Source organism: Pseudomyxococcus flavus (assembly GCF_050038885.1).
Classification (GTDB): domain Bacteria; phylum Myxococcota; class Myxococcia; order Myxococcales; family Myxococcaceae; genus Myxococcus; species Myxococcus flavus.
This window is the reverse complement of record NZ_CP143624.1, coordinates 7,854,584-7,875,060: the sequence shown is the minus strand read 5'-3', so window position 1 is coordinate 7,875,060 and position 20,477 is coordinate 7,854,584. Positions and strand designations below refer to the sequence as shown.

Below are 20,477 nucleotides of genomic sequence, written 5' to 3'. Positions count from 1 at the left end.
TCAGGAATCGAGCGCGAGCAGCGCGCCCACGTCCTGGCCATTGCGGTGCTTCCACCCCGGCTCCACCGGCCGAGAGGTCCGCGCCTCGGGCGTTCCCGGCAGCAGCCCGTCCACGGTTCCAGAGAGCCCCGCGTCCACCACCCAGATGGCCCCGTTCACCCGCCGCGTCTTCGGTCCCAGCAGGAGCTCGGTGACGTCCGCCACATCCTCCGCCGTGCAGATTTCTCCGCCCGGGGTGGCGGCCTCCCAGCGCGCGACACGACCCGCGGCGTCCGGGAACATGCCGAGCAACTCCCCATGCACCGGGCCCGCGGACACGCAGTTGGTGCGGATGCCGTCCGGTGCCAGCTCCGCGGCGAGATAGCGCGTCAGCGACTCCACTCCCGCCTTCACCACGCCCTGACATCCCAGGTCATGCATGTACCGCTGGGACATCGACGTGGACATGGTCACGATGCTGCCCCCACCCCGTCGGGCCATCAGGGGCCGTGCACGCATCGCACACTCGTAGGTGCCGGTGATGCAGGTGCGGAAAGCCTTGTCCCAGTCGCGCGGCGTAATCCGGTCGAACGGACCAATGAGGCCGTTGGACGCATTGCACACCAGGAAGTCCAGCCCGCCGAATGACTCCATGATGGCGGCGAAGATGCGGTCCAGGTGCTCCTCCTGCGCGACCGAGCCCCACACGTGGATGGCCTTGCCACCCGCGGCGTTCAGCTCCCGAGCCGTCCGCTCGCCTTCGTCACGAGAGTGGAAGGAGTTCACCACCACCGTCGCGCCCGCGTTGGCCAGCCGCGCGGCGATGACCTTGCCAATCCCCTTCCCCGACCCCGTGACGAGCGCGACCTTCCCCTCGAAAGGCAGCTCCACTGGCGGCGGCGAACGGCGAGGCGTGCGTGCCTCGCGCTCGGGCGCCACGGGCGCGGGAGCAGTCCCCATCCGCGCACGCGCCATCTCACAGACGGCGGCAATCGTCCGCAGCCGCTGGGAGGGCTGCGGGGCGTCACTCAGGCCCAGCTCCTTCACGAGCACGGCCAGCACCTCGGCCTGCTTCACGGAGTCGATGCCCAGCTCGTCCTCGAGGTCCGCCTCTGCCGTCAGCAGCGCCTCCGGATAGCGCGTGACCTTCGCGAACACGGCACGCACGCGCGCCTCGAGGTCCTCGCTGGCCGCCGCGGGCAACGGAGGCGTGACGGGAGCACGGGTCGCCGTGGCGACGGCAACGACAGCGGGTGGCGGCGTGGCCGTGGTGACGGCCGATGTCGGGCGCGAGGACTCCGCGACCCACCGTCCCACGACGTCGGCGATGGCGCCCAGCGTCCGGGCCTGGGCTCCGCGCGGCAGCCGCTCCGACGGAATGCTGAACTCGCGGCCGACCACCGCGGCAATCTCCGCGAGCTTGACCGAGTCGATCCCCAGCTCGTCCTCGAGCTGCGCGTCCGCCGTCAGGATGTCGATGGGATAGCGCGTGACCTCCGCGGCACAGCGACGAATGCGCTCCAGCACATTCGTCGCCACGTGGGAACCCTGATGCGATGCGTGTGATGTCATTGCCGCCCCTTGTGTTCCGGTTCGCGGCAATGAATGCACCAGGGGTCTGACACGACTTGCGGAGGCGGACGTCACCTCACATCGTGCGCTTGAAAAGCACGCACGCGGGAGATATTTCCGTTCAACTCACTTTCAGCCTTGCGCTGGCGCGGGTGCGTTGATGGGCTCCGGCTGCTCGACTGCGGGCCGGACGATGAGCTGGTCCACCGAAGGCCTGCGTTGGCGTTGGAATGGCGCAAGCTTCACCGGGCGCCCGGTCCTCGCCGACTCCTGCAGCGCGGTGATGACGCGCACGTCCGCGAGCCCCTCCCAGCCGTCCGGCTCGGGCACCTGATCCTCCAGCACGCACTTCGAGAAGTAGATGAGCTCGGGCGCGAACTGGTCGTGCGTGGCGAACACGCGCTCCTCGGACTTCCCGCCCACGGTGAGGATGTGCTTGCGCTCCTTCTCGTATCCGAACGCGGACTCGACCTGCAGGTCGCCCTTCTCGCCCACCACCTGGAAGCTGGAGACCGCCGATGCCGCGTGGCTGATGGCGAACTGCGCGACCCGCCCCTTCGGGAAGCGCATCAACGCGAAGGCCGAGGCATCCACGCCCTGGAAGCGCGGATCCTGCTCCTCGTTGGTGTAGCAGAACACCTCGGTGGGCTCGTCGCCGAAGAGGTAGCGCGCGGCGTTGATGGGGTATGGCCCTTCATCGAGCAGCGCGCCTCCGCCCACGCTCTCGCGCGTCCGGATGTCGCCCTCGCGCACCTGCTGCGTCAGCAGCGCCGACAGCATTAGGGGCTCCCCCATGCGCCCCGAGCGCAGCAGCTCGATGGCGCGCAGGTTCGCCTCCTCGAAGTGGAGCCGGTAGGCAATCATCAGCTTGACGTGGTTCTCGTCCGCGACGCGAATCATCGCCTCGCAGTCCTCCACCGTGGTGGCCATCGGCTTCTCGCAGAGGACGTGAACCCCCGCGCGCGCGGCGCGCTCGGTGAAGGCGCGGTGCAGGGTGTTGGGCAGCGCGATGTACACCGCGTCGACGTCCGCGTCGCGCAGCACCTGCTCGAGGTCGTCGTAGCCCGCGGTGTACCGTACACCGTACTTCTTCCCCAGCACGTCGCGCTTCTCCGCGTCGGACGAGATGAGGGCCACCAGCTCCGAGTTCTCCCGGGCATGCTGGAAGGCGGGCAGCACGGCCACCTGCGCGATATTCCCCACCCCCACCACCGCATATCGGATTCGCCGCGTGTCACCCTGTGCCATCGATTGCCCTCCGCGTGTGAGCGTCACGCTGGGCTCCGGTGGCCTCCGTCACAACCCACGTTCCGGGCAACGTCGCGCGGCACGCCCGGGCACCAGGCCGCCAGGCGGCCCATGCCCCAGGCGCTGGCGGCTACTCCACCTCCACGCCGTGGCGCTGATGCCACTCGGCGATGGACTCCTTCGGATACCGCTGGAACTTCTTGTCCTTCTTGCCCGCCTGGAGCGGAACCCAGTCGGGCTTGAACTCGAGCATGATGTGGACCAGCTCGGGCGCCTCCGGCAGCGGCGTGTCGATGGCGGAGGCGAAGGGGTGGACGAGCTCCGGCCACGTCGGGTCATACAGCCAGAGCGCGGAGCCACAGCGACCGCAGAAGTGTCGCTGCCCCGTGCTCTTGCGGGCCCGCGCATCCTCCGGATTCTTGATGCGCGCCCGGTACACCTTGAGGTGCTGCCGGCCGCGCACCTTGAGCGTGCGCGCATCCCCCGACAGGTTGATGGCGTAGCCCCCGCCGCCTTGCGTCTTGCGGCACACGGAGCAGTAGCACCGCATGAAGGGAGACGGATGGTGCGTCTCCACGCTGAACCGCACGCCGCGACAGTGGCAGGAGCCTTCGAGCTTCATCACTTGTCCTTGGAGAGGATGACCACGCTATACGGACCGAGGTTGTTCAGTGTGCCGCTGGCGGGCATACCGTCCTTGCCGCTCCACCGGCCGCCCACGTCGAAGCTCTGGGCGTTGCCGAAGTCACCGGAGTAGCCCTGCCAGTCGCTGTTGAAGCGCACCTTCCACGTGCCGTCGGACGGCAGGCCCAGGTCGTAATTGGAGAGGTGCTTGCCCCCCATGTTCACGATGACGATGGTGTCGTCGCCCGGCCCGCCCTTGTCCCAGCGGTGGAAGGCGATGACCTTGTCGTTGTTGTTCACGTGGTGGACGTTGACGTTCTCACCCCGCAGGCCGGCGGTGTTGTCGTTCCAGTTGCGGCGCAGCTTGATGAGGTCCGTGTACGCCTGGTTGATGCCGGCGTAGGTCTCCTTCTTCTTCCAGTCGAGCGGGTCCGCGTCCTGGAAGTGACCGTCCTCGAGGAACTCCTGGCCCTGGAAGATCATCGGGATGCCGGGGCTCGTCATGGTGAGCGCGGCGCCGATGAGCGAGCGCTTCTTGGCGTGGTAGCCACCCGCGTCCCAGCCCCCCACCTCGCTGGGCAGGCGCTGCTTGCCGTTGGCCACCTCGTCGTGGCTCTCCGTGTAGATGACGCGCTGGGTGGCGCTGCCGTTGTACTTGAAGCGGATGGCGTCCGCGACGGCGTTCATGTCCCGGTCGCTGTCGGAGAACGCCGTCAGCGCGGCGCGCACCGGGTGCACGAAGTTGGCGTCCCACTGGCTGTCGAAGTTCGCCCCGTCCGGGTGCGTGAGGCCCCCATCGCCCCCCAGGTCCTCGGCGATGACGATCTTCTGCGGGAACTCGCGGTTGACGGCGTCGTTGATGTCGCGCAGCAGCTGCCACCCTTCCGGGTTGTTCACGCCGCTCGCCATCCGGATCTCCTTGGTGGCGTCCACGCGCAGGCCGTCCATGTGGTACTCGCGCAGCCACATCATGGCGTTGTCGCGCAGGTAGTCGCGGACCTCGTGACGGCCGTAGTCGGGCCGGGTGTCACCCCACGGCGTCTTGGCGCGCCAGTCCGTGTAGAAGTAGCTGCCGCCCTTGCCGTACGTCTCGCCGTCGAAGTCCCAGTGCGGCAGGTCGCTGGGGCCCAGGTGGTTGTAGACGACGTCCATGACCACGCCGATGCCGCGCTTGTGGGCCTCGTCCACGAAGCGCTTGAGGTCGTCCGGCGTGCCGTACGCGCTCTCCGGCGCGAAGGGGTACGCGGGGTTGTAGCCCCAGCTGAAGTCCGCCGCGAACTCGGCCGTGGGCATCATCTTGATGACGTTGATGCCCAGGTCCTTGAGGTGGTCCAGCTTGTCGATGGCGCTCTGCCAGTTGCCGGGGCCCCAGCCGGGCTCGTCGTGGAAGGTGCCCACGTGCATCTCGTAGATGACCGCCTCGTTCCAGGGCGGCATCTTGAAGTCGTAGTCGTGCTTCCACTCGTACGACTTGTGGTCGACGATGATGGAGTTGCCCGTGGAGTTGGTGACGTCCTGGGCGCGCGGGTCGCCCTTCCAGCGCCAGTCGCCGTACTTGCCCTGGATGACGTACTGGTACTGGTCCCCCGGCTTCGCGCCGGGGACGTCGAGCGAGAAGTTGCCACTCGGCTCGCGCTGCAGCTCCACCGCCTGCCAGTTGCTGAAGTCACCGGCCACCTGCACGCGCTGCGCGTTGGGCGCCCAGACGCGGAACGTGGTGCCACCGTCATACGGCATCGCGCCCATGCCGGGGCGGCTGGACGGCTGGGTGGGCACCGCCGCGGCGCTCATCCGCAGGGGCTCCGGAAGCAGCGTCCCCGTCGTCCGCTGCGCGGACCGCGCCGCAGCGGGGCCCCGGTCCGCCTGGAACGTGGAGCCATGCCGCTGGGACTCGGCGTTTCGCGCCTGACGGGCGTCGTCGAAGAAGTCCTTCACCACCGGGCGCGGCTGCGGCGCGGCCTTCGGGGTGGCCCCCGGCGAGGACGCGTCCTCCTGCGCGCGCGGCTCCGCGGCGCGCTGGGGGGCGGACGTCTTGCTAGAGGAGGCGGGACGGCTCGGTTGTTGGATCCGGGAGGTCATGGCTCGGCCGAGGGTCGTGCGAGGGAGTGGGGGTACGTCCCAGTATCGGCTGCACGGAGGCCAGGTTGCGTGCGGCGCACGCAATTTTCCGCTGATGTCCGACATCGGACCGAGCACTTCCAGCGAATGCCATGAATACGTGACTCGAAGAGCCCCGGAGGAGGGGCCGCACGGCCCGATCAGGCCCCGCCCCATCCCCGGTGGCCTCGGCCTCCGGCGGCTCCGGAGGCTGGCGCGGCAATGACGGGGCCCTGTCGGCCAGAGCCCCGCCGTCCTACCCGACGGCGGCGACCTGCGCCTCGGCGTCCTCCGGGAGCGCGTCGAAGCTCTCGAAGGGGTTCTCCAGCATCTCCCGCAGGGTGTTGGCGAGCACGCCCGCGTGGAAGCCATCGATGAAGCGGTGGTCGAAGGTGGCGTTGATGTTCATCACCTTGCCCGGCACCACCTTGCCGTCCTCCACCACGGGGACCTCCTTCACCGCGCCGGGCGCGACGAAGATGGGGACGCGCGTGTACGGCGCCAGCGGGACGTAGGCCGTGTCCAGCCCCAGCGAGCCCACGTTGGTGATGATGGCGGACCCGAAGGCGTCCTTCGGCATGCCGAACCGGCTCATGTCCAGGTTCAGCGTGTACATGAAGAAGGACAGCAGCCAGGTGAAGGTGTTGAGGAGGAGGTAGGGAATCTTCTGGATGGTCCCCTTGCCCTTCTCCAGCGCCACGTCGCGGCGCTCGCGCACGCGGCGCACCGCATCTTCCAGGTCGCGGGCAATCTCCTTCAGGTTCTTCTGATCGGCGTCCTCGATGCGAGCCGACGTGAGGTCCACCTTGCCACCGTCCGTCTGGACCACCAGCGTGGACAGCGTCACGCGCTTGCGCAGGTAGATGCGGTTGAAGCGGAGGATGGCGTTGGCGTCCGGGCAGCGGCGCAGCGCCTCGCCCATGGCCTTGGCCACCAGATGCGTCACCGTGAGCCGGACGCCGGTGCGCTGGCGGAAGGCCTCGATGTACGCCATCGCCTTGTCCATCCGGACGGTCAGCGTGCCGTAGACGGTGGGGTCATACGCCGTCTTCCAACTTCCAATCGCTAGCTTGCGAAAGCTCGACAGGTCCCGCTTGGGGATCAACTCCAGATGCGCCATGCCCGCAGTGTCGCCGCTCGCCCCACGTCAAGGGAAGGCCACGCGCCAAACCTTCGCGCCTGCACGCTCCAGACTCAACATGACGCACCGGGTCGCCGTTCAGACCCGAGCGGAAGCAACGCCCACAGTCGGGGCCGGGTTCAGCGTCCAGGCCACGACCCGGCCGGTCGGCCGCGTTCACCCTGCGTGGGAGGGCCAGAGAATTCACCGCAAACATAAAATTCGAGGCATTCACCGTCTCGCACGCACTCGCAGGACGTCAATTCCAAGCAACGCCTGGGGATTCTCGGGAGAGGTCGGGAAGACCCATTTACATCCGGGGCCTGGGCAGAAGACCATACGCACTCCATGGCTGGCTTCCGCTTCTGCTCCGTGCGTGCGTTCGTTGCGCCCACGCATCTCCTGCTGGGCTCCGCGCTTCTGATGCTGTTCGCTCTGACCTCCACGGCCCACGCGGCGGAGGCGAAACCCCCCGTCAACGTGCACGACGGCTGGCACTTCCGGTGGGGCGACTCCCCCGTGGCCGCCGACGGCACGTTCGTCTGGGCGAAAGAGACAGGGCAAGGCAAGGGCTGGACACCCACGCCCCCGCTCACGACGCCCGAGGGCCGTGGAGACCACACGTTCATGTGGCTCAGCATCCCGATCCCGGATGGCGGCTGGACGGAGCCCGCGCTGTACCTGGGTGAGGTCACCCACGCGGTGGAAGCGTACGTGGATGGCCAGCACATCTACTCGAACGGCAAGATCCGCACGAACACGCACGAGATCAGCGAGAACCTCTCGTGGCACCTGATCCCGCTGCCGCGCGAGGTCCAGGGCAAGCGCGTGCTGCTGCGCATCCAGTCCAACAACCCCAACATCGGCGTGTTCCAGGCCGCGCAGGTGGGCGCGCGGTACGACCTGCTCGTCTTCGTCACGCGCCAGGGCCAGGCGGCCTTCGTCGTCGGTTGCCTCCTCTTCGCGGTGTCGCTCGGCGCGGGCGGCGCGTTCGCGCTGCACTGGCGGCGGCGCATGCTCGCGGGCCTGTCCGTGTCCGCCGGCAGCGGCGGCGCCATCCTCCTGGGCCTGAGCGGCATGCCCATGGCGCTGTGGGGCAACTCGGGCCCCGCGACGCTGGCGACGACGGTGGGCATCTTCCTGCTCGTCGCGGGCCTGATGGAGTTCGTCTCGGACGCGCTGCTCGACAACCGGCGCGGCTGGTTCCAGCGGGCGACGATGGTGTTCTCCCCCGTGGCGGCCGTCTGCGCCCTGGCCTCGCTGCTGGACCTGGGCATCGGCCAGCGCATCCTCGTGCCCTTCCTGCCCATGGCGGTGATGACGCTGATCGTGGTGCTCGGGGTGGCCATCGTCCAGGCGTGGATGGGCAACCCGGATGCGCGCCTCTTCGTGGGCGGCTTCGCGGGGCTGGTGCTCTCCATCGTCATCACCATCCTCCCCGTCATCGGCATGGTGAGCTGGAACATCGGCAACGTCACGCACTGGGGCTACGTCACGCTGACGCTGTCCCTGCTGGGCATCGTCACCCGCCGCTCCATCATGGTGGTGCGCACGCTGGAGGCCCATACGCACCAGCTGGAGGCGCGGGCGCAGGAGGTGCGCAACCTGGCCGAGCGCATGGGCAACGGCGCCGGCGAGCTCGCCACTGTGGTGCAGCAGCTCCGCGCCTCCAGCGACGAGCAGACCGAGGGCGTGAGCCGCCAGGCCGTCGCGCTCCAGGAGGCGGAGCAGACGGTGAAGGAGATCCGTCGCAGCTCGCAGATGACGGCGGAGAAGGCCAGCGCGCTCGCGGCGTCGGCGGAGACCGCCGAGCAGGTGGGGCGCGAGGGCACGGCGGCCCTGGAGCGCACGCTGCAGGACCTCGCGGCCATCCGCACCGAGGTCTCCGACATGGCCCGCCGCATCTTCGCGCTCGACGAGCGCACCCGCGAGGTCTCCGGCATCGTGGACTCCGTGAAGGACCTGGCGGACCAGTCCAACATGCTGGCCATCAACGCGGCCATCGAAGCGGCGCGCAGCGGTGAGAGCGGCCGGGGCTTCGGCGTGGTGGCGCGGGAGATGCGCGGCCTGGCGGACCAGTCCATCCAGGCCACGCACCGCATCCGCGAGGTGCTCGACGGCGTCAGCAACAGCATGCGCGAGGCGGCTCGCTCCAGCGAGAAGGGCGACGAGCGCGTCCGGCAGAGCCTCGATGCCGTGCGCACCTCCAGCGCCCAGTTCCAGCAGCTGGCGGACATGATCAGCGACACCAGCTCCAGCGTGCGGCAGATCACCGCCGCCGTCAGCGCGCAGGACGCGGGCACGCACCAGATGGCCCAGGCCATCCAGGAGCTGTCCGGGCAGATGCAGCGCACGCTGAAGACGGTGCAGGAGACGCAGGAGGCCACCCGCTCCGTGCAGACGCTGGCGGAGAGCATGTCCTCCATGGCCAGCCAGACGCTCAAGGCGGAAGGCCTGTCCATCCCCGCCGCGCAGGCGCGCTGAAGCCCGCGCCTCATGCCTCCGAGCCCGGCTCGGAGGCGCCGCCGTCCGCACGGGACGGCGTCAGCGCAGCGCCGCCTCCAGGAAGCGGGCCGTCTCGCTGGAGGGCACGCCCACCACGTCCTCGGGCGGGCCCGCCACCACCACCCGCCCTCCCCTGTCACCCGCGCCCGGGCCCATGTCGATGACCCAGTCGCTGGCGGCGATCACGCGCATGTCGTGCTCGACGAGGATGACGGTGTTGCCGGCCGCCACCAGCCCCTCCAGCTGGGACATCAGCTTGTCCACGTCCGAGGGGTGCAGGCCCGTGGTGGGCTCGTCCAGGACGTACAGCGTGCTGCCGCGCTGGGGCCGCTGGAGCTCCGTCGCCAGCTTGATGCGCTGGGCCTCGCCTCCGGACAGCTCCGTCGCGGGCTGTCCCAGCCGCAGGTAGCCCAGCCCCACCTCGCGCAGCACGGCGAGCGGGCGCTGCACCAGGGGCTCCTCGCTGAAGAAGTCGTGGGCGGCGTCCACCGTCATGCCCAGCACCTCGGCGATGTTCTTGCCCCGGTACTGAATCTCCAGCGTCTTCGCGTTGTAGCGGGCCCCCTGGCACGTGGGGCACGGCGCGTAGACGCTGGGCAGGAAGAGCAGCTCCACGCTGACGAAGCCCTCTCCTTCACACGTCTCGCAGCGGCCCTTCGCCACGTTGAAGGAGAAGCGGCCCACGTCGTAGCGCCGCGCCCGCGCGGCGGGCGTCTCGGCGAAGAGCTTCCGGACGTTGTCGAACAGCCCGGTGTACGTCGCGAGGTTGGAGCGCGGGGTGCGGCCAATGGGCTTCTGGTCCACCCGGACCAGGCGCTTGATGCCCTCCATGCCGGAGGCAATGCGGCCGCCGGTGGTGCGCACGACGGTGCGCTCCAGCTCCTCGCCCTCGTCATCGTCCGGAGGGGCCTCGTGGCCCAGGTGGCTGGACACCAGCTCCACCAGGACCTGGCTGACGAGGCTCGACTTGCCGGAGCCCGACACGCCCGTCACCGTGGTGAGGACGCCCAGCGGGAACGCCACGTCCAGGTCGCGCAGGTTGTTGCGGGAAACGCCTTGCAGGCTGAGCCAGCCCCTGGGGCTGCGCCGGGTCCATTGGCGCTTCTCCGCTTCGTCGAACAGGTAGCGGCGCGTCCGGGACGCCTTCACCGCCTTCAAGCCTTCGAGCGGACCGCTGTAGAGAATCCGCCCGCCCTGCTCGCCCGCGTCGGGGCCCACGTCGACAATCCAGTCGGCGTGGCGGATGACGTCCACCTCGTGCTCCACCACGAACAGGGAGTTGCCGGCGCCCTTGAGCTGATCCAGCGCTCGCAGCAGCGCAGCGGTGTCCGCGGGATGGAGCCCGGCGGACGGCTCGTCCAGCACGTACACCACGCCGAACAGGTTGGAGCGCACCTGCGTGGCGAGCCGCAACCGCTGGAGCTCACCGGGTGACAGCGTGGGCGTGGCGCGCTCCAGCGACAGGTAGCCCAGGCCCAGCTCCGTCAGGACGCCGACGCGCTCCAGCACGTCACGCGCGATGCGCTGCGCCACCAGCGCCTTCTCGGGGTGCGCGCGCGCGAGCGCCGCCACGTCCGGGGCGGTTCCTTCCGCCACGGGCTCGAGGAGGTCCGTGAGCTCGCTCAGGGGAAGCCGCGACAGCTCGCCGATGTCCAGCCCCGCGAACTTGACGGACAGGGCCTCGCGGCGCAGGCGCTTGCCGTGGCATTCCGGGCACTCGCCGCTCACCAGGTACTGGGAGACGCGCTTCTTCATCATCGCGCTCTGGGTGGTGGCGAAGGTCTGGAGCACGTAGCGCCGGGCGCCCGTGAAGGTCCCCATGTAGCTGGGGGGCTCCTTGCGCTTGAGGGCCCGCTGCGTCTCGGCGGGGGTGAAGCCCGCGTAGACGGGCACCGTCGGCTGCTCGTCCGTGAAGAGAATCCAGTCCCGGTCCTTCTTGGGCAGCTCCCGCCACGGACGGTCGACGTCGTAGCCGAGCGTCACCAGGATGTCGCGCAGGTTCTGGCCGTGCCACGCGGGAGGCCACGCGGCAATCGCCCGCTCGCGGATGGTCAGCGAATCGTCCGGCACCATGGACCGCTCGGTGGCGTCATAGACGCGGCCCAGGCCATGACAGTGGGGACACGCCCCCGCGGGCGTGTTGGGAGAGAACGCGTCCGAGTCCAGGTGCGGCTGGCCACGAGGGTACGTCCCCGCGCGCGAGTACAGCAGGCGGAGCGAGTTCGCCAACGTCGTCACACTGCCCACGGACGAGCGCGTGGTGGGCGCGCCCCGGTGCTGCTGGAGCGCCACGGCCGGGGGCAGCCCGTCGATGGCATCGACCTCCGGGACGCCCGCCTGGTCGATGAGACGCCTCGCATAGGGCGCCACGGACTCGAAGTAGCGGCGCTGGGCCTCGGCGTAGAGCGTCCCGAAGGCCAGCGACGACTTGCCCGAGCCGGACACGCCGGTGAACACGACCAGGGCGTCACGCGGCAGCTCGACGTCGATGTTCTTCAGGTTGTGCTCGCGGGCGCCGCGCACCCGGACGAAGCCGTCCGCGAGCGGACGAGGAGATTCAGGACCCTGCTTGGGACGACGCGCCTTGGCCATGCCCACCACGCTGAGGAGTCAAGGGAGAGGAATGCCGGCGGCGTTCTAGCGGATGCGTCAACGCATGGGCAGCGTCAGCACCAGCCGTGCTCCGGCGCCTGTACTCTCCGCGACACGCGCGTCGCCGCCATGGCCGCGCGCCACCTCGCGCACGAGGCTCAGCCCCAGGCCCACCCCACCCGCGTCCCGCTCCAGGCGGTGGAAGGGCGTGAAGACGTCTTCGCGGTGGTTCTCGGGGATGCCGCGGCCCTCGTCCTGGACCGCGACCTCCCACTGCTCACCACGGTGCGCGAGCTCCAGCCGCACCGTCGAGCCACGCGGTGCATACCGGAGCGCGTTCGCCAGCAGGTTGTCCACCGCCCGGCGGACCGCCATGGCATCCATCCGGCACGACGCCTCGCCGGGGCCTTCGATGCGCAGCGACACCCCGCGCAGGTCCGCCTCCGCCCGCGCGCCCGCCGCGGCCTCATCGAGCAGGACGCGCAGGTCCCCCGCCTGCACGTCGAGCGCGGCGCCCGCCGCGGCGGACAGCTCCAGCAGCGCATCCGCGACGCTGGCCAGCCGGTCCACCTCGCGGCGGTTCTCCTCCAGCACGGTGCGCAGCTCCTCCGCGCCGCGCTCGCGCCGCAGCGCCAGGTCCAGGCTGGTGCGCATCAGCGCCAGGGGCGTGCGCAGCTCGTGGGCGGCGCGCGCGATGAGCCGCTCCTGGCCCTCCCGCGCGGCGCGAACCCGCAGCGCCGCGTCCGTCAACGCCACGCGCACCTCCGCGATCTCGTCCCGGGGTTCCCCGGCGGGGATGGGCGCCACCATGCCGCCATCCCGCGAGCGCGCCACCTGCTCCGCGATGCCGTGCAGGCGCCGCGCGAGCCCCTTGGCCTGCCAGCCCTGGATGCCAATCAGCACCCCGCCGAGGAGCAGGGCCAGCACCGTCGCGACGGAGCTGAAGGTCCCCACCGCCTGGTCCACCGTGCCCAGGGAGGCCACCAGCTGGAGCACGTGCGGCACGCCCTGGGGCGAGCGAACCTGCACCGTCAGCACCCGGAGCCGCAGGCCCGAGCCCACGGTCCGCGTCTCCAGCCGCGAGGTGGGCCCCTCCTCCGGCAGCACGCGCTCGGACACGCTGGGCGACTCCGGCGGGAAGACGCCGAGCAGCGTCCCATCCGGTCCGTACAGCCGCGTCGCGGGCACGAAGGCACGCACCTCTCCCGCCAGCGGTGACGGCTCGACGTGCAGGTGCGGGCGCCCATCGGGCGCATCGAAGAGGCTGACGCTCTCCGCGGCGGCCTGGGACAGCAGCGCCTCGTCCAGCGCGCGCTCGAGGACCACGCGGAACACCTGGACCGCCACGCCCAGCGCGGCGGCCACGGCCACGACGGGCACCACCGCGCCCCACAGCCACATCCGGCGGACGAGCCTCACCGCGCGCCCTCGGCCACCAGCCGGAAGCCCACCCCGCGCACGGCCTGGATGGACACCCCGTCCGCGCCCACCTCCGTGAGCTTCGTGCGCACATACCCCACGTAGACGTCCACGATGTTCGGGGGACCGTCGAAGCTCGGACCCCACACCTTCGCCAGCAGGCTGGAGCGGGTGTGCACCTCGCCCGCGCGCGAGGCCAGCTCCCCCAGCAGGGCGAACTCGCGGCCCGTGAGCGCCACCTCCCGGGCCCCACACGTCAGCATCCGCCGCCGGGCATCGATGTGGATGGGCCCCACCGTCCACGTCTGGGCCTGCCCCTCGGCGCGGCGGTGGAGCGCCTCCAGCCGCGCCAGCAGCTCCTCGAAGGCAAAGGGCTTCACGAGGTAGTCATCCGCGCCGGCGCGCAGGCCCGTCACCCGCTCCCCCACGGTGCCGCGAGCGGTGAGCATGAGGACGGGCGTCGTCAGGCCGCGCTCGCGCCAGCGCCGCAGCAGGGCCACGCCGTCCATGCCAGGCAGGGCCCAGTCCAGGATGATGGCGTCGTAGGCCACCACGCCCGCCTGGTCGAGCGCATCCTCCGCCGTGCGGCAGGTGTCCACGAGGTGGCCCTCTTCACCGAGCCCCCGGCGGAGCAGGCTCGCCATCCGCTCCTCGTCCTCCACCAGCAACAGCCTCACGGCACCGCCCTCCTCCGCGCCATCATGCACCCGCTCCGGCGCGCCGGCCGCCCGCGAACCACGGGTAGAGCGTGGGCAGGATGACCAGCGTCAGCAGCGTGGACGTGACGAGCCCGCCCACCACCACGGTGGCCAGGGGCCGCTGGACCTCGGCGCCCACGCCCTGCGCGAGCATCATCGGGATGAAGCCCAGGGCCGCGACCAGGGCCGTCATGAGCACGGGCCGGGCCCGCTCGCGCGCCGCCAGCACCACGGCTTCCGCGGGCGCGTGGCCGTCCTGCTCGAGCCGCTGCTCGCGCGACATCAGCACCACGCCATTGAGCACCGCGATGCCGGACAGGGCGATGAAGCCCACCGCCGCGGAGATGGACACGGGCAGGTCGCGCACGGCCAGCGCCATCATCCCGCCCACGCACGCGAACGGGACGTTGGCGAAGATGGCCAGCGCGGGGCGCAGGCGGCGGAAGGCGAACAGCAGCACGGCGAAGATGAGGAGGGCCACGGCGGGGAGGACCAGCGAAAGCCTTTCCCGCGCCTCCGTCAAGGTCTCGTACTGGCCGCCCCAGACGAGCCGGTAGCCATCGGGCGGAGCGAGCGCCTGCTCCACGCGCGCCCGGGCCCGCGCCACCACGGTGCCCAGGTCCGCGCCGCGCACGTTGAAGCCCACGACCAGCCGGCGCTGGCCGTCCTCGCGACTCACCAGCCCAGGCGAGGACGTCAGGCGCACGTCCGCCACGCGGGAGAGCGGCACCAGTCCCCCCGTCTCGGTGGGCAGGGGTAGCTCGGCGAGCGAGAAGGCGTCGGACGCGCCCATCAAGCGCAGGACGATGGGCACGCGCACCGCGCCGTCCCACGTGGCGCCCACCTCCACGCCACTGCGGACCGCGCGCACCGCCTCCAGCACGTCCACCACGGCTAGCCCCGCGCGCGCCGAATCCAGCGGTCGGGGCGCCACCTCGAAGAGCGGCACCTCCGGCGGAGCGAGCACGCGCACGTCCACCGCGCCGGGCTCCTCGCTCAGCATCGCCGCGGCCTTCCGCGCCAGCCGGCTCAACTCCCCCAGGTCCTCGCCGTAGATGCTCAGCGCCACGTCCGTCACGGCGCCGCCCAGCAGCTCGTTGAAGCGCATCTGGATGGGCTGCGTGAAGGACGGCTCACCGCCCGGCGCGCGTGCGTCGAGCACCTGCTCCATCTCGGTGATGAGCGACTCGCGGGTGAGGCCCGGCCGCCATGCATCGCGGGGCGCCAGCGACACGAACACGTCCGCCATCTCCAGGCCCATGATGTCGGTGGCCACCGCGGGGCTGCCCACGCGCGAGACGACCTGCCGCACCTCCGGAATCCCGTCGAGCAGCGCGCGCTCCAGCCGGCCAGCCTCGCTCACCGCGGCCTCCAGGCTGATGTCCGGCGCGCGGGTCGTCTGGATGACCATGTCCCCTTCATCGAGCTGCGGCGTGAACTCCGTCCCCGCGCGAGCGAAGAGCCACCCGCCCACGCCCAGCAGGAACAGGGCGACCGCAGCCACCGGCACGCGCGAGCGCACGCTCCGGCCCAGCACCGGCGCGTAGAGCCGCTCGAACCAGCGCACCAGCAGCGGCTCGCGCGTGGGCACGTGCTCGGGGCGAATCAGCCAGCTCGCGGCTGCGGGGATGAAGGTCAACGACAGCACGAGCGCGGTGGCCAGCGCGAAGACGACGGTCATCGCCATGGGCCGGAACATCTTCCCGTCCACGCCACGCAGCGACAGGATGGGCAGGTACACCAGCAGGATGATGAGCACGGAGAAGAACACGGGGCGGGCCAGGGAGACGGCCGTCTCCTCGACATGCTCCCGGGGCGGGCGCCGCTTCTCCTCCGGTGACAGGTGGGCCAATCGGTGGAACAGGCCCTCCACCATCACCACCGCGCCGTCGACCAGCAGACCGAAGTCGATGGCGCCCAGGCTCATCAGGTTGCCCGGAATGTCGAGCGCCACCATGGCGGCGGTGGCCCCCAGCATGGACAGCGGAATGGCGGACGCGACGAGAAGACCGGCCCGCACGCTGCCCAGCAGCAGGAAGAGGACGCCGACGACGAGGAGGCCTCCCTCCAGCAGGTTCTTCGCCACGGTCCGCACGGTGCCGCGCACCAGCGTGGCGCGGTCGTAGACGACATCGAGGCGCACGTCCTCGGGAAGCAGGGTCCGCACATCAGGCAGCGCGGCGGAGATGTCGCCCGTCACCGCGAGCGCGTTCGCGTCCCGCAGCATCTGCACCATGACGTACACCGTTTCGCCCCGGCCGTTGGAGGTGGCACTGCCGATGCGCGGCAGCGCGCCCTCCGTCACCTCGGCCACGTCGCCCAGTCGCACGGCCGGGGCGCCAGCCCTGGGAATCAGCGCCTCGGCCAGATCGGCTGGCGCCCGGGGCCTCGCCACCGCACGAATGAGGACGTGGCGCTCGCCCACCGGGAGGCTCGCGCCTGGGGCACTGCCGGTGGCGCGCTCCAGCGCGTCGCGGAGCTGCGCGAGTGTCACACCCCGCTGGGCCAGCCGCACCGCGTCCGCCCGCACCTCCAGCGTTCGCTGCTGCCCGCCCCAGCTATTCACCTCCACCACGCCCGGCACCGAGCGCAACCGAGGGGCAACGCGAAGCTGGGTCAGCTCGAGCAGCTGCGCCGCCGTGCGCTCCTGCGACGACAGCGTGAAGTGGAACACCTCGCCCAGGCCACCCGTCAGGGGCCCCAGCTCCGGTGGGTCCACGCCGGGTGGCAGCGCCGAACCGAGCACGTTGAGGCGCTCCTGCACCTGCTGCCGGGCCCGGTACGGGTCCACGCCATCGGCGAAGACGGCCGTCACGGAGGAGAGGCCGTAGCGCGACAGGCTGCGCTGCGCCTCCAGCCCGGGCATGCCACCCAGCGCGACCTCCACGGGCCGCGTCACCAGTCGCTCCACCTCCTCGGGCGTGAGTCCGGGCGCGCGCGTGAGGACGAGGACCTGGTTGGTGGTGATGTCCGGCATCGCGTCCAGCTCCAGCTGAAGCGACACCACCACGCCCGCGAGCGCGAGCACTCCCGTCAGGGCCAGGACCCAGCCCCGATGCCGTACCGACCAGCGGACGAGGGCCTCAATCACGGCGTCACCCCATCGGCGCCCGTGCCCTCCTCAGCCTGCGCCTCCTGAAGAACCACCGCGCCGTCCGCGGCGACGGCATCCCCGGTGGACAGCGCGCCCTTCACCAGCGCTTCGGCGCCCGAGGTCGCGAGCACGTCCACCTCACGCCGCACGGGCTGACCGTCCGCGCCGCGCGTGAAGACGACGGTGCGCTCGTTTTCGAAAGCGAGGGCGCGCGCGGGTACCAGGACGGTGTCGTCCCCCGCGGCCGCGTGGATCCTCAGGCGGCCGCCCAGCCCCGCGCGCAGCACGATGCCCTCCTCCGGCTCGAACCACGCGCGCCACGTCCCGTCAGCGGAATCGACCTGTGGGGACTGCCCCACGAGCCGCACGGGGACGGGCGCCCCCAGGGACGAAACGAAGGCGAACGTGGCGCCCTCGGGAGGGCGCGTCGACAGCCGGGCCTCCAGGCGCGCCGGCCCGTCCGCCGCCACGCGCACCAGGGCGGTGCTGGCCTCCGGCTGCATCTCTCCAAGCACCGCGCGCACCTCCGTGACGACGCCGTCAATCGGGCTCTTGAGCCAGACGGTGCCGCGCTCGGCCACGGCGCGAGCCTCACCGGGGCCAATGCCCGCCACCCGGAGGACGGCGTGCGCGGCCACCAGCGCGGCGCGCGCCTCCGCGTGCTGCGTCTGCGCGTCCGCCAGCTCGGGCAGCTTCGCCAGCCCCTGGGCATGCAGCGCCTCCAGGCGCTCCACCTGCCGCGCATAGGCCTCCAGCCGCAGCGACGCCGCGCTGGCGGCACCCGCGGCTTCCACCACCTCCGGCATCAACACCTCCACCAGCGCCTCGCCCTGCCGGACCTGCTGGCCGGGCCGGGCGCGCACCTGCTGCACCCGGGCGCGGAACGGCGCGGTGAGCGCCGCCGTGGTGTCCGGAGCGGACAGCACCACCGCGGGCGCCTCCACCAGGGCGACGCGAGCCGCGGCCCGCACGGGCACCCACGCCGAGGGCGCGGAGGCACGCGCCGGTGGCTCGGAGGCCGGAGCCGGCGTGTTGGAGGGGTTCGAGGTGCAGGCCGCGCCCAGCAGCAGCAGCGGCACGGTGACGAAGCGACGGACGAGGAGCGTCATGGCAGGGCCGAAAGCAGGAGGTGGAGCCGCGCGGCGGCGAGCGACGCCTCGCTACGGGCAAAGGCGAGCCGCGCCTTGGCGGCGGCCCGCGCTCGGCGGGCACGAAGGACATCGGGCAGCGTGCTCTGGCCCGCGCGCAGGAGGACCTCCGCCAGCCGCGCCGCCTCCTCCGCGGTGGGCACCAGCGACTTCTCGACGAGGGATAGCTGGGCGTCAGCGTGCTCGCGCTCGTGAAAGGCCAGCGCCAGCTCCGCGGCTGCGCGCACCGCGGCTTCCTGGGCCTCGCCCTCCAGGCGCTCGGCGGCGGCGAGCAAGGCCCCTCGCTCGCGCTGGCCGGCGTCGAACACGGGCGGCGTCACGCCCACCATCAGCAGCCCGCTGAGGCCGCCGTAGTACTCGCGCACGCCCTGCGCCCCCACCGTCACCTGCCAGCCCCGCGCGGCACGGACCTCCGCCGCGCGCGCTCGCTCCGCGGCCCCGAGCAGCCGCCGGGCCTCCGCCTCCGGAAGCTCCGCGGCGCGAGCCAGCCACCGCGGTTCCTCGGCGGCGGGCGGGAGCGCCACCGCTGGCAGCGCCTCGGCGGCCACCAGCGGCGCGTCGGGTGAGCGTCCCAGCAGCACCGCCAGGGCGAGGCGCGCATGCGTCACCTCGGCTTCCCGGGCCAGCTGCGCCAGGCGTGCCTCCGCCTCGTATCCCTCCGCCTCCGCCAGCTCCAGCCGGGTGGCGCCCCCCAGGGCCAGCGCGTCCGCCACGGACGTCCGGAGCGTTCCGGCGAGCTCCGCCTCATGCTCGGCCGATGCCGCGGCCTGCTGCGCCGCCCACAGGGTCAACCAGGCTCGCGCCACGTCCAGCCGGCGGTCCAGCAGCGCAGCCACGGCTTCCTTTTCCAGGGCGCGCGTCTCGGCCCGGGCGGCGTCGCGCTGGGCGCCCGCCAGGTTCGACAGGAAGAGCGGCTGCTCCACCGTCACCGTCAGCTCGAAGCCAGGACCGTCCGGCTGGGCTCGACGCCCGGGCATCACACTGAGGGTGGGGTTGGCCGCGAGCGACGGCAGCCTTGCGTCCCAGACTCGCCGCGTCTCCACGGCACGAGCCAGGCTGGCCGGCAGCGCGGCCTTCGCCGCCAGGGCCTGGGCTTCCGAGAACGAGAGGGGCTGGGAGTCGGACGCGGGGGCCGCGGCGACAAGCGTGACAAGGAGCGCCCACATGCGACGCACCCTAGGGAGGGCACGCGCATGCCGTTTGAGGGCATCCTGAGAAACTTCTCAGACTGTCCGGCGGGTTCTACCGGAGCTGATTGTCGCGAAAAGCCGCCGCCTGCCGGCACGCCACCAGGAGCATCACGGTGAAGGTCGCCACCAGCACGGCGGCCTCCTCCCACTCCGCCAGCGGGTCCTCGTTCTCGTTGAGCAGCGCCAGGCTCAGCAGACAGAGCACGAGGTGGACGGAGAACACCGGCAGGGACGCCCGACCCAGCGCCTCGAGTACGCGGGGCCGCAGCCAGCGGAACACCTTGGGGCTCAGCCAGCTCACCAGCAGCGCCACAGCCAGGAAGTTCACCAGCCGCACCGGCGCCAGTGTCCACTTGTCGATGAGCGCGCCGTACACCCCGAAGTCGATGTTGAAGATGCCCACCTGGTAGCGCATCAGCAGCAACGCCACGCTCACCGCCAGCGCCCCCGTGAGCAGCACGGGCGAGACGGCCTCGCGCTTCTCCGGTGCCGTGGCCCGGCTCACCCCCAGCCACACGCCCAGCACCCAGAGGAACTGCCACGCGAAGACGTCGAAGGCCCCCGACAGCTCGATGCGCAGCGGCGGCCAGGGCAGCACCGGGATGAACACCAGCAAGTCATAGAGGGCGCGCTTCAACCCGAGCTGCGCCGCCAGCCAGACCAGGCCGCTCATGCACAGCACCTGCGTCCACCCCAGTCGCCGCGCCCCCAGCAGGACCCACGGCGTCAGCAGCAACAGCACGACGTACAGCGGGAGGATGTCGAGCAGCGGCGGGCAGTAGAGCAGGAACAGGCTGCTCCAGAGCGCGGTGATGGGGTCCTCGTGGAAGAAGCCGAGCAGGTTGTGGATGGCGGGACGGTGCCCCGTCACGCCCAATGTCCCGATGACGGCGAAGGCGAACGCCAGCAACGCCACGTGGTAGCCGTAGACCTTGAACGCCCGCTGCCAGAGGCTGCGCCAGAGCACGTTCGGGTCGGCGTCATCGACCTTGCGGGCATGCACCACGCCGACGAGAAACGCCGACAGGAAGACGAATCCCTCGGCGGCGGATACGAAGCCAATGGGCTGGTTGCTGTACGTATTCAGGCGGGTCGGCAGGTGCGTCAGCGTCATCAGGACGAGCAACGCGCCGCGCAGGCTGTCGAACTCGGGTCGGCGTTTCATGAGGACGAAATTCGGTTCGGCCGGGG

Annotated in this window: 13 protein-coding genes; 1 reads left to right on the top strand and 12 read right to left on the bottom strand. The window is 71.3% G+C overall.

Annotated features, from left to right (window positions below; all coding sequences use genetic code 11):
• The 5 genes from VZL07_RS32960 to VZL07_RS32940 all read right to left on the bottom strand — a co-directional run bounded on the left by VZL07_RS32960 (position 1) and on the right by VZL07_RS32940 (position 6,640).
• A complete protein-coding gene (locus tag VZL07_RS32960; protein ID WP_426751919.1) occupies positions 1 to 1,551 on the bottom strand; it encodes an SDR family oxidoreductase in 1,551 nt (516 codons plus the stop codon).
• A gap of 132 nt (positions 1,552 to 1,683) precedes the next feature.
• A complete protein-coding gene (locus VZL07_RS32955) occupies positions 1,684 to 2,799 on the bottom strand; it encodes a Gfo/Idh/MocA family protein (protein ID WP_426751918.1) in 1,116 nt (371 codons plus the stop codon).
• Between the two features lie 130 nt (positions 2,800 to 2,929).
• A complete protein-coding gene (locus VZL07_RS32950; RefSeq protein WP_426751917.1) occupies positions 2,930 to 3,421 on the bottom strand; it encodes a GFA family protein in 492 nt (163 codons plus the stop codon).
• The gene (locus VZL07_RS32945) at positions 3,421 to 5,502 is read right to left on the bottom strand and encodes an alpha-amylase family glycosyl hydrolase (RefSeq protein ID WP_426751916.1); all 2,082 of its coding nucleotides are present in this window, start codon (positions 5,500 to 5,502) and stop codon (positions 3,421 to 3,423) included. The genes VZL07_RS32950 and VZL07_RS32945 overlap by 1 nt, the downstream gene beginning before the upstream one ends.
• 274 nt (positions 5,503 to 5,776) lie before the next feature.
• Positions 5,777 to 6,640 carry a 2-oxo acid dehydrogenase subunit E2 gene (locus tag VZL07_RS32940; protein WP_426751915.1) on the bottom strand — a complete coding sequence of 288 codons (864 nt, stop codon included), beginning with the start codon at positions 6,638 to 6,640 and terminating at the stop codon, positions 5,777 to 5,779.
• 348 nt (positions 6,641 to 6,988) lie between these two features.
• On the opposite strand from VZL07_RS32940, the gene VZL07_RS32935 reads away from it, so the two are divergent.
• Positions 6,989 to 9,124 carry a methyl-accepting chemotaxis protein gene (locus tag VZL07_RS32935; RefSeq protein ID WP_426751914.1) on the top strand — a complete coding sequence of 712 codons (2,136 nt, stop codon included), beginning with the start codon at positions 6,989 to 6,991 and terminating at the stop codon, positions 9,122 to 9,124.
• Between the two features lie 60 nt (positions 9,125 to 9,184).
• Here VZL07_RS32935 and uvrA read toward each other — a convergent pair whose 3' ends face one another.
• The 7 genes from uvrA to opgC all read right to left on the bottom strand — a co-directional run bounded on the left by uvrA (position 9,185) and on the right by opgC (position 20,451).
• Positions 9,185 to 11,737: an excinuclease ABC subunit UvrA gene (gene uvrA / locus VZL07_RS32930; protein ID WP_426751913.1), complete on the bottom strand. Its 2,553-nt coding sequence runs from the start codon at positions 11,735 to 11,737 to the stop codon at positions 9,185 to 9,187.
• Positions 11,738 to 11,794: 57 nt separating this feature from the next.
• Entirely contained in the window at positions 11,795 to 13,156 is a 1,362-nt protein-coding gene (locus tag VZL07_RS32925) for a sensor histidine kinase (protein ID WP_426751912.1), read from the bottom strand.
• The gene (locus VZL07_RS32920) at positions 13,153 to 13,833 is read right to left on the bottom strand and encodes a response regulator transcription factor (RefSeq protein ID WP_426751911.1); all 681 of its coding nucleotides are present in this window, start codon (positions 13,831 to 13,833) and stop codon (positions 13,153 to 13,155) included. Before VZL07_RS32920 ends, VZL07_RS32925 begins: the two co-directional genes overlap by 4 nt.
• A gap of 22 nt (positions 13,834 to 13,855) precedes the next feature.
• Positions 13,856 to 16,945, bottom strand: a complete 3,090-nt coding sequence (locus VZL07_RS32915; RefSeq protein WP_426751910.1) for an efflux RND transporter permease subunit — start codon at positions 16,943 to 16,945, stop codon at positions 13,856 to 13,858.
• The gene (locus VZL07_RS32910; RefSeq protein ID WP_426751909.1) at positions 16,942 to 18,057 is read right to left on the bottom strand and encodes an efflux RND transporter periplasmic adaptor subunit; all 1,116 of its coding nucleotides are present in this window, start codon (positions 18,055 to 18,057) and stop codon (positions 16,942 to 16,944) included. Before VZL07_RS32910 ends, VZL07_RS32915 begins: the two co-directional genes overlap by 4 nt.
• Positions 18,054 to 19,262 carry a TolC family protein gene (locus VZL07_RS32905; RefSeq protein WP_426751908.1) on the bottom strand — a complete coding sequence of 403 codons (1,209 nt, stop codon included), beginning with the start codon at positions 19,260 to 19,262 and terminating at the stop codon, positions 18,054 to 18,056. Before VZL07_RS32905 ends, VZL07_RS32910 begins: the two co-directional genes overlap by 4 nt.
• A 76-nt stretch (positions 19,263 to 19,338) precedes the next feature.
• Positions 19,339 to 20,451 carry an OpgC domain-containing protein gene (opgC, locus tag VZL07_RS32900; protein WP_426751907.1) on the bottom strand — a complete coding sequence of 371 codons (1,113 nt, stop codon included), beginning with the start codon at positions 20,449 to 20,451 and terminating at the stop codon, positions 19,339 to 19,341.
• Positions 20,452 to 20,477: the final 26 nt, after the last annotated feature.

What these genes read in the sequence shown, in the direction of transcription:
- VZL07_RS32955 (WP_426751918.1), bottom strand. Translation starts at nt 2,799, where the DNA reads ATGGCACAGGGTGACACGCGGCGAATCCGATATGCGGTGGTGGGGGTG.
- opgC (WP_426751907.1), bottom strand. Translation starts at nt 20,451, where the DNA reads ATGAAACGCCGACCCGAGTTCGACAGCCTGCGCGGCGCGTTGCTCGTC.
- VZL07_RS32950 (WP_426751917.1), bottom strand. Translation starts at nt 3,421, where the DNA reads ATGAAGCTCGAAGGCTCCTGCCACTGTCGCGGCGTGCGGTTCAGCGTG.
- VZL07_RS32910 (WP_426751909.1), bottom strand. Translation starts at nt 18,057, where the DNA reads ATGACGCTCCTCGTCCGTCGCTTCGTCACCGTGCCGCTGCTGCTGCTG.
- VZL07_RS32940 (WP_426751915.1), bottom strand. Translation starts at nt 6,640, where the DNA reads ATGGCGCATCTGGAGTTGATCCCCAAGCGGGACCTGTCGAGCTTTCGC.
- uvrA (WP_426751913.1), bottom strand. Translation starts at nt 11,737, where the DNA reads ATGGCCAAGGCGCGTCGTCCCAAGCAGGGTCCTGAATCTCCTCGTCCG.
- VZL07_RS32905 (WP_426751908.1), bottom strand. Translation starts at nt 19,262, where the DNA reads ATGTGGGCGCTCCTTGTCACGCTTGTCGCCGCGGCCCCCGCGTCCGAC.
- VZL07_RS32945 (WP_426751916.1), bottom strand. Translation starts at nt 5,502, where the DNA reads ATGACCTCCCGGATCCAACAACCGAGCCGTCCCGCCTCCTCTAGCAAG.
- VZL07_RS32960 (WP_426751919.1), bottom strand. Translation starts at nt 1,551, where the DNA reads ATGACATCACACGCATCGCATCAGGGTTCCCACGTGGCGACGAATGTG.
- VZL07_RS32935 (WP_426751914.1), top strand. Translation starts at nt 6,989, where the DNA reads ATGGCTGGCTTCCGCTTCTGCTCCGTGCGTGCGTTCGTTGCGCCCACG.